At 68.0% G+C, this 11,636-nt stretch carries 9 protein-coding genes; 6 read left to right on the top strand and 3 right to left on the bottom strand.

Going from position 1 to position 11,636, the window contains the following annotated elements; all coding sequences use genetic code 11:
• Positions 1–423: 423 nt before the first annotated feature.
• Positions 424–2,055, bottom strand: coding sequence for a GMC family oxidoreductase (locus tag V6M56_RS14985; RefSeq protein WP_332684920.1), 1,632 nt, complete (start codon positions 2,053–2,055; stop codon positions 424–426).
• A 165-nt stretch (positions 2,056–2,220) separates the two neighbouring features.
• Here V6M56_RS14985 and V6M56_RS14990 point away from each other — a divergent pair, with 165 nt between their 5' ends.
• Positions 2,221–2,424 (top strand): hypothetical protein, encoded by a 204-nt coding sequence (locus V6M56_RS14990; RefSeq protein WP_332684922.1) that lies wholly within the window; start codon positions 2,221–2,223, stop codon positions 2,422–2,424.
• Between the two features lie 414 nt (positions 2,425–2,838).
• On the opposite strand, the gene V6M56_RS14995 is transcribed toward V6M56_RS14990, so the two are convergent.
• Positions 2,839–4,035, bottom strand: coding sequence for a Gfo/Idh/MocA family oxidoreductase (locus V6M56_RS14995; RefSeq protein ID WP_332684923.1), 1,197 nt, complete (start codon positions 4,033–4,035; stop codon positions 2,839–2,841).
• Positions 4,036–4,046: 11 nt separating this feature from the next.
• Entirely contained in the window at positions 4,047–5,018 is a 972-nt protein-coding gene (locus tag V6M56_RS15000; RefSeq protein WP_332684924.1) for a PDR/VanB family oxidoreductase, read from the bottom strand.
• A gap of 118 nt (positions 5,019–5,136) precedes the next feature.
• Here V6M56_RS15000 and V6M56_RS15005 point away from each other — a divergent pair, with 118 nt between their 5' ends.
• From V6M56_RS15005 to V6M56_RS15025, 5 genes are all read left to right on the top strand, one after another.
• On the top strand, positions 5,137–6,471 hold the full coding sequence (locus tag V6M56_RS15005; protein WP_332684925.1) for a Rieske 2Fe-2S domain-containing protein: 1,335 nt from the start codon (positions 5,137–5,139) through the stop codon (positions 6,469–6,471).
• Between the two features lie 324 nt (positions 6,472–6,795).
• The gene (locus tag V6M56_RS15010) at positions 6,796–8,268 is read left to right on the top strand and encodes an aldehyde dehydrogenase family protein (RefSeq protein ID WP_332684926.1); all 1,473 of its coding nucleotides are present in this window, start codon (positions 6,796–6,798) and stop codon (positions 8,266–8,268) included.
• Positions 8,269–8,416: 148 nt separating this feature from the next.
• A complete protein-coding gene (locus V6M56_RS15015; protein WP_332684927.1) occupies positions 8,417–9,136 on the top strand; it encodes a class II aldolase/adducin family protein in 720 nt (239 codons plus the stop codon).
• A 35-nt stretch (positions 9,137–9,171) separates the two neighbouring features.
• Entirely contained in the window at positions 9,172–10,980 is a 1,809-nt protein-coding gene (locus V6M56_RS15020) for a thiamine pyrophosphate-binding protein (protein ID WP_332684928.1), read from the top strand.
• A gap of 142 nt (positions 10,981–11,122) precedes the next feature.
• The gene (locus V6M56_RS15025) at positions 11,123–11,332 is read left to right on the top strand and encodes a hypothetical protein (RefSeq protein ID WP_332684929.1); all 210 of its coding nucleotides are present in this window, start codon (positions 11,123–11,125) and stop codon (positions 11,330–11,332) included.
• Positions 11,333–11,636 lie beyond the last annotated feature (304 nt).

The raw sequence follows: 11,636 nt of genomic DNA on the forward strand, positions 1-11,636 counted from the left end.
GATCGGATGATGCCCATCGGGTGGCGGCCAGTGACGCTGCCTCGACATTTCGACATCGACATTCGGCACGCAGCCGTCGACTGCGACGCCGCCCGACCCCGCGCATCCCCTCGGATGAGCTTTGTTGTGAAGAACCTCGCGGCGGAAGCCGGCGGGGTTTGCGGCGTTGCCAGGAACCGCGGGGAGCCCCTCTCCTGTAAGGAGAGGGGCAGGGGTGAGGTGTAGGCCCGATATCGTTGGCCTGAACCTATGCGCGCGGTGAGCGCAGCGCCTCACTGGTCAAAGGGCCGACCCCTCACCCTGCCCTCTCCCTACCCTCTCCCTCCGGGAGAGGGTTCCCCGCGCCCTCTAAAACAGCGTGGCGCCTGCCCTCATCCGTCTGCTGCGCAGACACCTTCTCCCCCGGGGGGAGAAGGAGGGCGCTCAGCCCGCGGCCGCCTTGGCATCCTCGCGGATCATCTGCGCGCCCTTCTCGGCGATCATCATCGTCGGGGCGGCGGTGTTGCCGGAGGTGATCGCCGGCATCACCGAGGCGTCGATGACGCGCAGGCCGGCAATGCCGCGCAGGCGCAGGCGCTGGTCGAGCACGGCCGCCGGGTCGTCGTCGCGGCCCATCCTCACCGTGCCGGCCGGGTGGAAGATCGTCGTGCCGATGCGCGCCGCCGCCTCGGCGATCGCCTCGTCGGAATCATGGCCGGGGCCGGGCAGGTATTCCTGCGGCCGGAAGCGGGCGAGCGGTGCCTGCGAGACGATGCGGCGCGCCAGTTTGAGCGCATCGACCGCGACCTGCCGGTCCTCGTCGGTTGCCAGATAGTTCGGCGAAATCGCCGGTGCCGCCTTCGGGTCCGGGCTCTTGAGATGGACACTGCCGCGGCTCGTCGGGCGCAGATTGCAGACGCTGGCGGTGAAGGCGCCGAACTTGTGCAGGCCGTCACCCCATTTGTCGAGCGAGAGCGGCTGGAAATGGAATTCGAGATTGGCGGTGGCGTAATGCGGCGCGGACCTGGCGAAGGCGCCCATCTGCGACGGCGCCATGGTCAGCGGGCCGGTGCGCCGCGCCGCATACTCCAGCGCCATCAGCGGCCGGCGCCAGAGCTTGGCATAGTCGGTGTTGAGCGTGCGCACGCCCTCGACCTTGTAGATCGGCCGGAGTTGCAGATGGTCCTGCAGGTTCTCGCCGACGCCGGGCGCATGCCTGACCGTCTCGATGCCCAGCGCCTGCAGGCGCTCGCCATCGCCGATGCCGGAGCGCTCGAGGATGGCGGGCGAGCCGACGGCGCCGGCACTGAGGATGACCTCGCCGGAGACATGGGCGATGAAGGTCTCGTCGCCGTCGCTGATGACGACGCCGGTCGCCCGGCCCTCCTCGACGATGATGCGCTCGACGGTGACGCCGAGCTCGACGCGGAGGTTCTCGCGGTCGAGCGCCGGCTCCAGGAAGCCCCGCGCCGCGCTCCAGCGCCGGCCGCGCTTCTGGTTGACCTGGAAATAGGAGGAGCCCTCATTGTCGCCGGTGTTGAAGTCGTCGATCTTGCGGATGCCGGCGGCTTCGGCCGCATCGCGCAGCGCATCGAGGATGTCCCAGCGCACGCGCGGATGCTCGACCCGCATGTCGCCGCCCGAGCGATGGAATTCGTTGTGCGGCCCGATATGGTCCTCCTGCCTGAGGAAGAGCGGCAGGACGTCGTCCCAGCCCCAGCCTTCGAGGCCAAGCTGGCGCCAGCCGTCATAATCGGCGGCCTGGCCGCGCATGTAGATCATCGCGTTGATCGCCGAACAGCCGCCGACGACCTTTCCGCGCGGATAGGCCAGCGAGCGGCCGCCAAGGCCGGGCTGCGGCTCGGTCTGGAACAGCCAGTCGGCCCGGGGATTGCCGATGGCGTAGAGATAGCCGACCGGGATGTGGAACCAGACCCAGTCGTCCTTGCCGCCGGCCTCGAGGATCAGGACGTTCTTGCGCCGGTCGGCCGAGAGCCGGTTCGCCAGCACGCAGCCGGCCGAGCCGGCGCCGATGATGACGTAGTCGAAGGTGCCGATGCTGGTCTCGCCCGCCATGGGTATCCCGCTCTGGTGTTTCTTCTGCATTCAGGGATAGGGCGAGCGCGCGGCGGCGGCAACGCGCGGCCAGTGCGAAAAGACCTTGCAGCGAATGCGCCTTTGTCTTGGACTGCGGCGCGCCGGCGGGCTCTATGAGGGCAGCGAAGATCGGAGTTTCTCGCCATGCTGCTGCGTATCGAACCCTTCGAGGATCCCCAGACCGGCCGCTACGCCATCGCGATCCATTATCCCGCCGATGCCGAGCGCCCGCTGGTGACGACGGCGGCGCGCTACAAAAGCGCCGCCGCCGCCGAGCAGGACCTGATCGCGATCCTCGCCGCCGCCGCCAACAACCCGCCGCCGGTGGAGCCGCCCAACCGGCGGTGAGGGCGACCTGCGCCGGTGTCATTCCGGGGCGGGCCGAAGGCCCGAGCCCGGAACCCATGAACACCGCCCTATCCGTCATGGTCGGGCTTGTCCCGACCATCCACGTCTTCGCTGGTCGAATGCGGTGTTCAAGACGTGGATGCTCGCCACAAGGGCGAGCATGACGAACTGGAACAGCGTCGCGTTCATGGGTTCCGGGCTCTTCGCTAACGCGAAGCCCCGGAATGACGGCGCGTTTCTCTGCGCGTGGAGCGCGTTCTAGAGCATTTTTCGATCAGTCTGCACCGTCATCCCGGCTGGAGCGAAGCGGAACGCCGGGATCCATCGTAGAGCGCAGCGCCTTTCGATGGATTCCGGAGCGGCGCGGCTTCGCCGCTTGTCCGGAATGACGATCCGGTCAGATCGAAATCCGGCTTAATCTCCGACGCCCACCTGATGCTGCGGCCTGACTTCCCGCCCGGTCGCCGCCGATTCGAGGATGGCGAGGCAGATCTCCAGCGTCGCCATGCCCCATTCGCCGGTGTGCAGCGGCGGAACGCCATGGCGGATGGCGGCGAACATCTCGTCGACGACCTCGGCCCGCGGCACGGCGGGGGCCGGCAGCGGCTCGAGCCAGCGCTCGGCATCGCCATAGACCATGACGCCATCGGCGAGCGGGCGCAGATCGGCCCGTTCGCAGGAGATCAGCACCGGGCCGAAATGGTTGTGGGCGACGGGCGCAGCGGCGACCGAGGCCTTGGCCACGCCATAGGTGCGGGTGTTCTTCAGCGCCGCCTCCTCTTCGGGAGTGGCAACCTTGGCGAGGCCGCGCCGGGCCGCGCCATAGCTCTCCGGGTCGCGCTGCTGGCCGAGTTCGCCCTGCCAGCCGAACTGCTCGTCGCTGTCATAGCGGCCATAGCCGGAATAGGTCAGGCTGGCGCTGGCGCCGCCCTCGAAGGTGAGCAGGGCCTGATAGGCGCCCTCGGTCGGCCGGCCTGCATCCCAGCGCCCGGTGACGGCGCGCACGCTCTCGACCCTGCCGCCGGCGAGCAGCCGGGCGACATCGACCTGATGGGCGCCCTGGCTGAAGACGACGCCACCGCCCTGGGCGGTGTCGAGTTCCTCCGGCCGACGCGGGCGATAGAGGAAGTCGGTGTAGTTCAGCGCCGAGATCATCCGGACCGCGCCGAAGCGGCCGGAGCGGATCAGCCCGGCGGCATGCAGATAGGGCGTGTCGTAGGAATGGCTGTGGCCGACCATCAGGTGGACGCCGGCCTGCCTTGCAGCGGCGATCATCGCCTGGCAATCGGGAAGCGTCAGCGCCATCGGCTTCTCGACCAGGATGTGCTTGCCGTGGCGGGCGGCGAGGCCGACATGCTCGACATGGAACTGGTGGGGCGTGGCGATATAGATCGCCTCGACCTCAGGATCGGCGCAGAGCGCCTCGATCTCGGCGTAGGCCCTCGCCGGCGCGCCCGGCGTCGAGAAATCCGCCTCGAACTGCGCCCGCGCCTCCGGGCGGGGGTCGGCGGCGGCGACGAGCCGGCACAGGGGATGCTGCGACAGCGTCGGCAGCATCAGCATGAAGGCGCGGCCGAGGCCGAGGACGCCAAGGCGCAGGGGTTCGCTCATCGGCAGCTCCATTAGAGATCCAGCACCAGCTCGGCCGACTTCGCCCGCGAGACGCAGATCATGATGTTGCGGGCGCGTTCGTGCTCGGACAGAGCGAGGTCGCGATGGTCGGGCTCGCCCGAGATCAGCCGCGTCTTGCAGGTGCCGCAGGTGCCGCTCTCGCAGGAGCTGGGCAGCACCTTGCCGGCGTCGCGCAGCGCCTCGAGGATCGACTTGTCGGCCGGCACCGCGACGCTGTCGCCGCTCTTGGCCAGCCTGACGGTGAAGGGCGTGTTGTCTTCCGGCCGCGCCTTGGCGGCGCCGAAATCCTCGAAATGCACGGCCGAAGACGACCAGTGCCCGGTCATGTCGCGCACCGCCTCCATCAGGCCGCGCGGCCCGCAGCAATAGAGATGGGCGCCCTTCGGCTCCTCCAGCACCGGCCAGAGGTCATAGGCCTTGTCCGGATCGCCGCCATCATGGTGGATCACCACCTTGCCGCGGAATTCCGGCCCCGAGAACTCGTCGCGGAAGGCCATCAGTTCGGGCGAGCGGGTGAAGTAATAGAGCCTGAAGGGCTTGGCCCTGGTCGCCGTGAGATGCTTGATCATGGCGCGGATCGGGGTGATGCCGATGCCGCCGGCGATGAAGACGTAGGCAGCCGGGCCGGGCTTCAGCTCGAAATCGTTGCGCGGCGCGCCGACCGCGATCTCGTCGCCGGCCTTCGCCTGCTCGATCAGGCAGACCGAGCCGCCGCGGCCGCCGGTCTCCTTCTTGACCGCGATGACATAGCGGTCGCTCTCGGCCGGGTCGTTGCAAAGCGAATATTTGCGCGTCTCGCCATTGGGCACGCGCACGCAAAGATGCGCGCCCGCCGTGAAGGGCGGCAGCTCGGCGCCATCTTCCGCACGCAGCTCGAACAGGCAGATATCCTGCGCGATCATCGTCTTGTCGGCGATCCTGAGGGTGATCGCCTCGCTCCCGTCCGCCATCGCCACTGTCATGCCCACCGCCTTGCGCCCGCCTCTCTCGACAAGCGTTTCGAACCCGACTAATCTCAGACTTAGATAACTAAGTAATTTGCCTCTGGCTAGTGCCGGGGCAAGCGCAAGGGAGGCCGCCATGCTCACTCACGAGGAGAACGAGATCCTCACCCGCGTCGAGGGCGAAACCCCGATGGGGCAGTTGATGCGGCGGCACTGGACGCCGGCGCTGCTCTCCGAGCAGCTCGTCGAGAGCGATGGCGCGCCGGTCAGGGTCAGGCTGTTCGGCGAGGATCTGGTGGCCTATCGCGACACCGACGGGCGCATCGGCGTGCTCGGCGAGTTCTGCCCGCACCGCAAGGCCTCGCTGTTCTATGGCCGCAACGAGGAATGCGGGCTGCGCTGCCTCTATCATGGCTGGAAGTTCGACGTGGACGGCAATGTGCTGGAGATGGTCTCCGAGCCGGCCGAGAGCGGCTTTGCCGAGAAGGTCAAGCACAAGGCCTATCCGACGCAGGAAGCCGGCGGCTTCATCTGGGTCTATATGGGCCCGCCCGAGCTGATGCCGGAATTCGAGCCGCCGGCCTGGGCGCCGACGCCTGAGGCCAAGGTCTCGATCGTCAAGATCGACCTGCCGGTGAACTGGGCGCAGATCATGGAAGGGCAGATCGACTCGGCCCATTCCTCCAGCCTGCACTCCTCCGACATGAAGCCGGCGCGCGTCACCTCGGCGGGGGCCAACGCCACGCACTGGACGCGGCCCTCGACCGACAAGAACCCGCGCATCCAGGTGCAGCTCACCAATTACGGCTTCCGCTATGCCGCGATCCGCCGGCCGATCACCAATGCGCAGACGCATGACTATATCCGACTGACTGTCTTCGTCGCGCCCTATGCGGCGCTGATCCCACCGAACTCGTCCTACAACGTCGCGACGGTGATCGTGCCCAAGGACGACGTCTCGAGCTATTTCCACTTCATCGCCTGGGGCAATGACGACTGCATCGACCAGGAAGCCTGGCGCAAGTTCTGCGTCTCGCAGGTCGGCATCGACCTCGACAAGAACTACCGGAAGATGCTGCGCAGCCGCGACAACGACTATCTCCAGGACCGCAAGGCGATGAAGCTCGGCGACTTCACCGGCGTGCCCGGCATCCCGAACCAGGACATCATGATGTGGGAGTCGATGGGGCCGATCGCCGACCGCACCAGCGAGCGGCTCGGGGCCAGCGACATCGCCATCGTGCAGTTCCGCCGGGTGATGATCGACGCGGCGCGCAAGCTCAGCGAGGGCGGCGAGCCGATCGGGCGGATCGAGCCGCATATCCCGCAGGCCAAGCTGCGCTCCTATCAGGGCATCGTGCCCAAGAGCGAGGACTGGCGGAAGCTCGGCGCCTCGAGCGAGGAGATCGCGGTGCTCGACGGCATGGAGCAGGACGAGACCGAAGCCGAGATGGCCGGCGCCGGGCGCTGAGGCGACTTCTACCTGTCACGTCATTCCGGCCGCAGCGAAGCGGAGCGCCGGAATCCATCGTAGAACGCAAAGCCTTACGATGGATTCCGGAGCGGCGCCGCTGCGCGGCTTGTCCGGAACGACGGGGGTTGGCGATCGCCGATGCCTCCGCTCGTTCCTACCGTTCCAGTCGCCCCGCCCGCCAGCACGTTCCCGTATCGGTGACCAATTGCGAAAGTCTTGGATCACGCCGCGACCGTGAGGGAGTGTGTCGAGACGCGCTCCGGCGAACCCCTCCCCACGAGGGGGAGGGGAAGAGCCTCACATCTGACGACGAGATCGCCCATGCTCGACAAGTCCTCGCCCGCGCCGGTCGGCCGCGCGCTCTATCATGGCGGCGGCTGGCACCATCCGGCTTCCGGCCGCTATAGCGCGACGCTGAATCCCGGCCTGAACGAGGCGATCTGCGAGGTTGCCGAAGCCGGCGCGGCCGATGTCGACGCCGCCGTCGCCGCTGCGCGCGAGGCCTTCAGGAACTGGCGCCGGGTCGCGCCGCTGGAGCGCGGCAGGATCCTCAAGGCGATGGCCGAAGTGGTCCGCAAGAACGCGCGCGAGCTTGCGGGGCTCGATGCGCAGAACTGCGGCAACCCGATCACCGAAATGCTCGGCGACGCCAATATCGCCGCGGCACAGCTCGACTTCTTCGGCGGCCTGGTCACCGAGATGAAGGGCGACACGATCCCGATGGGACCGGACGCGCTGAACCTGAGCGTGCGCCAGCCGCTCGGCGTCGTCGCGCGCATCCTCGCCTTCAACCACCCCTTCATGTTCTGCGCCGGCAAGATCGCGGCGCCGCTCGCGGCCGGCAACGTCGTGATCGTCAAGCCGCCGGAGCAGGCGCCGCTCTCGTCGCTCCGGCTCGCCGAGCTGGTCGAGGGCCTGCTGCCGCCCGGCGTCTTCAGCGTGCTCCCGGGCGGCCGCGAGGCCGGCGCGGCGCTGGCCTGCCATCCCGGCGTCGACAAGGTCGCACTGATCGGCAGCGTGCCGGCCGGGCGCGCGGTGATGAGGGCGGCGAGCGAGACGATCAAGCCGGTGCTGCTCGAGCTCGGCGGGAAGAACGCGCTGATCGCCTTCGCCGATGCCGACCCCGACGCCGTCGCCGACGCCATGATCGGCGGCATGAACTTCACCTGGTGCGGCCAGTCCTGCGGCTCGACCAGCCGCGCCTTCCTGCACGAGGCGATCTACGAGGAGGTGCTGGCGAAGGTGCCGGCCAAGGTCGCGCGCTTCGTGCCGGGCATCCCGACCGAGCCCGCGACCACCATGGGCGCGATCATCAGCGGCACCCAGCATGAGCGGATCCTCGGCTTCATCGCCTCGGCCAGGGCCGAGGGCGCCCGGCTCGTCACCGGCGGAGGCGTGCCGGGAGCGCCCGAACTCGCGAAGGGCTTCTATGTCGAGCCGACGGTCTTCGCCGATGTCACGCCGGCGATGCGGATCGCCCGCGAGGAGATCTTCGGGCCGGTGCTGGCAGTGGCGCGCTGGCGCGACGAGGCGGCGATGCTGGAAGAGGTCAACAGCGTCGAATACGGCCTGACCTGCTCGATCTGGACCCATGATCTTGGCAAGGCGCATCGCACCGCGATGGAGGTCGAGGCCGGCTTCGTCTGGATCAACGAGGTCTCCAAGCATTTTCTCGGCGCGCCCTTCGGCGGCTGGAAGCAGTCCGGAATCGGCCGCGAGGAATGCCTCGGCGAGCTGATCGCCTTCACCCAGGAAAAGAACATCCATGTCAGCCTGAAGCAGGGAAAACCCTGAACCGTGCTGCAAGGGCCGTCGTCATTCCGGACAAGCCGCGGAGCGGCGCCGTTCCGAAATCCATCATCAAGCGCCGCGTTCTACGATGGATTCCGGCGCTCCGCTTCGCTGCGGCCGGAATGACGGTCGCAGCTCAATCGAGAGGTCGATGAAATCCATGCCCGACAGCCTTGCCCAGACCATCCAGGACATCGTCGATGCCAACCATATCCTCGCCAATGAGGAGGTGCTCGACGGGTTCGGCCATGTCAGCGCCCGCCATCCGCAGCGGGCCGACCGCTTCCTGATCTCGCGCTCGCGCAGCCCTGCCCTCGTCACCGCTGCCGACATCGTCGAGCTCGATCTCGACGGCGAGCCCGAGAGCCCGCTTTCGGTCGGGCTCTATGTCGAGCGCGTCCTTCATGCCGCCTTCTACAAGGCGCGCCCCGACGTGATGGCCGTCAGCCATCACCACGCCGCTTCGGTGATGCCGTTCTGCCAGACCGGCGTGCCGATCGTGCCGGTCTTCCATATCGGCGCGGTGATCGGCGAGCACGTACCCTTCTGGGACAGCCGCGACGAGTTCGGCGACACCAATCTCCTGGTCGAGAACATGGCGCAGGCGGATTCGCTGGCGCGCGCCTGCGGGCCACATTGGAGCGTGCTGCTGCGCCGCCACGGCGCCTGCAATCTCGGGCGCTCGGTCAAGGAGGTGGTGTTCCGCTCGGTCCATCTGAAGCAGAACGCCGAGCTGCAGTTCCAGTCGGCGATGCTCGGCGAGGTCTCGCCGCTGACCTCGCAGGAGATCGAGCTCGCCGCCAGGCTCAATCTCGGGCCGCTGGTGCAGACCAGGCTCTGGGATTTCTGGAAAGCGCGGCTCGCCGCCTGAGCCGCCAACGCCAGCCAGCTTACGGGGAAGTGCCAATGAACGACGCCAGCAAAGCCGGCGGCAAGCTCGCCGGCATCGACCAGCCGCTCCCTGCCGCCGACAACGGCGTCTGGGGCAGCGATGTCGTCGCGCAGATGCTGCGCAGGCTCGACATCCCCTATGTCGCGCTCAATCCCGGCTCGAGCTTCCGCGGGCTGCATGACAGCCTGGTCAACCATCTCGGCAACGAGCAGCCGCAAATGCTGCTTTGCCTGCATGAGGAGCACGCGGTCGCGCTCGCCCATGGCTATGCCAAGGTGACCGAGCGGCCGATGGGCGTGATCCTGCACAGCAATGTCGGGCTGATGCACGGCACGATGGCGATCTACAACGCCTGGTGCGACCGCGTGCCGATGCTGATCCTCGGCGCGACCGGCCCGGTCGACGCCGCCGAGCGCCGGCCCTGGATCGACTGGCTGCACACTGCCAAGGACCAGGGCGCGCTGATCCGGCCTTACGTGAAATGGGACGACCAGCCGGTCTCGGTGACGGCCGCGATCGAATCCCTGACCCGGGCTGCCAACCTGACCCGCATTGCGCCCTGCGGGCCGACCTATGTCTGCCTCGACGTCTCGATGCAGGAAAAGCACCTCGACGAGATGCCGCCACTGCCCGATCCGAAGCGCTTCGCCACCGCCTCGGCCCCGGTTCCGGCCGCCTGCGACATCGCGACCGCGGCCGGCTGGCTCGGCGCGGCGAAGGCGCCGCTGATGCTGCTGGGGCGGATGTCGCGCAGCCCGAAGGACTGGGCCCGCAGGGTGGCGCTGGCCGAGCATCTCGGCGCGCAGGTCCTCACCGATTTCAAGACCGGCGCCAGCTTCCCGACCGACCACCCGCTGCATGCCGCCAAGCCCGGCTTCTTCCTCGACGAGGCGGCGGGTGCCGCTATCCGGGCTGCCGACGTCATCCTGGCGCTCGACTGCGTCGATCTCGGCGGCATGCTGAAGCAGGCCGGCGGCCTGCCGGCGGCGAAGATCGTCAACATCTCGCCCGACCACCAGCTCCATAATGGCTGGAGCATGGACCATCAGGCGCTGGCGCCGGCCGATCTCCATCTCGCCTGCGCGCCCGACGCCGCGCTGCACCTGATCGCCGACGCGCTCGGCGCCGGCCCCGGCGAGCCGCCACGCGACCTGCCCGCTCTGCCCGCGCTGCCAGCAGGCGAGGACCGCCCGCTCGACGTCGTCAGCCTTGCCGCCGCCATGGGCGAGGCGCTCCGGGACGAGGTCATCTCGCTGGTCAGGCTGCCGCTCGGCTGGGCCGGCGAATCCTGGCATTTCCGCCACCCGCTCGACTATCTCGGCATCGACGGCGGCGGCGGCATCGCGGCCGGGCCGGGAATGCTCGTCGGCGCCGCGCTGGCGCTGAAAGGCACCGGCCGGCTTCCCGTCGCGGTGCTCGGCGACGGCGACACGCTGATGGGCATCTCGGCGCTATGGACCGCCGCGCATTACCAGCTTCCCTTCGTCGCGATCGTCTCGAACAACCGCTCCTTCTTCAATGACGAGATTCACCAGGAGCGCGTCGCCAGGCAGCGCCAGCGTCCGGTCGAGAACAAATGGATCGGCCAGCGCATCGCCGAACCCGATATCGACCTCGCCGCCATGGCGCGCGCCCAGGGCCTCGAAGGAATCGGCCCCGTCGAGACGATGGCGGGTCTGCGGCAAGCCGTGCGCGATGCAACGATACTTGCGCGAGCCGGCCGACCGGTCCTGATCGACGCCCGCGTGTTACCAGGCTACAATCCGGGGATGACAACCAGCATGACGCGCCATTCGAGAGAAAAGCCGCCCGGATTACCATAAGGGGATTATCCCCTTCACGAATGGCCAAAACTCGTGAAGCGCCTCGCCGCTGCTGAGCGAGACGCCTGCCCTCCGCCGCCGAAGGGCTATTGGGACAGGCGTGCAGCGCCGATACCAGCCGCCATGGACGACGGCTGGTAAGATGGCCGACTTGCCCACTGTCGGCCCTTCTGTGGGCATTCCCTCTAGTGGCCCGAAGCCAGCCTCGCCGGACGTGCGGGCGGCGATGGCCCGTGCCCAGCTTCGGGGCGCCGCGAAGTATGGCGACCTCGGCCTCCTCGTCCGTGCCCGGCGCGCGCTGCGTGCTATCGATCCGCACCAACTCGATCTCTTTCTCGTGCGCGAACCGTGACGCTGAAAACCTTCGTCGTGGATATCGCGCCACTCGATTGACAAGGAACGAGCGTCAGAAGGCGCCGATCACTCGTCGTCAACATGGCCAACTGCAGTTTCGTGGTCACCGCGATTGGTTGTTTCATGAAATCAAGGTCGTCGTAAGAACAGCAGTTTTTGGCTTCACGAGTAGCTCGGAAGCGCCATGGGACTAAGCCGCTCTCGCGGCAGGGTGCTGCGGCGCGGTCATCAGTGAGATTTCGCCTGTGAGGCGCTGCATCCGAGGATTTGGGGGTCGTTTCCCCTGATCCTTGGAGGTTTCC

Origin of the sequence: Allobosea sp. (assembly GCF_036675845.1) — a bacterium.
Classification (GTDB): domain Bacteria; phylum Pseudomonadota; class Alphaproteobacteria; order Rhizobiales; family Beijerinckiaceae; genus Allobosea.

Coding starts and splice junctions, on each gene's coding strand:
- V6M56_RS14985 (WP_332684920.1), bottom strand. CDS start 2,055: ATGGCGGGCGAGACCAGCATCGGCACCTTCGACTACGTCATCATCGGC.
- V6M56_RS14990 (WP_332684922.1), top strand. CDS start 2,221: ATGCTGCTGCGTATCGAACCCTTCGAGGATCCCCAGACCGGCCGCTAC.
- V6M56_RS14995 (WP_332684923.1), bottom strand. CDS start 4,035: ATGAGCGAACCCCTGCGCCTTGGCGTCCTCGGCCTCGGCCGCGCCTTC.
- V6M56_RS15000 (WP_332684924.1), bottom strand. CDS start 5,018: ATGACAGTGGCGATGGCGGACGGGAGCGAGGCGATCACCCTCAGGATC.
- V6M56_RS15005 (WP_332684925.1), top strand. CDS start 5,137: ATGCTCACTCACGAGGAGAACGAGATCCTCACCCGCGTCGAGGGCGAA.
- V6M56_RS15010 (WP_332684926.1), top strand. CDS start 6,796: ATGCTCGACAAGTCCTCGCCCGCGCCGGTCGGCCGCGCGCTCTATCAT.
- V6M56_RS15015 (WP_332684927.1), top strand. CDS start 8,417: ATGAAATCCATGCCCGACAGCCTTGCCCAGACCATCCAGGACATCGTC.
- V6M56_RS15020 (WP_332684928.1), top strand. CDS start 9,172: ATGAACGACGCCAGCAAAGCCGGCGGCAAGCTCGCCGGCATCGACCAG.
- V6M56_RS15025 (WP_332684929.1), top strand. CDS start 11,123: ATGGCCGACTTGCCCACTGTCGGCCCTTCTGTGGGCATTCCCTCTAGT.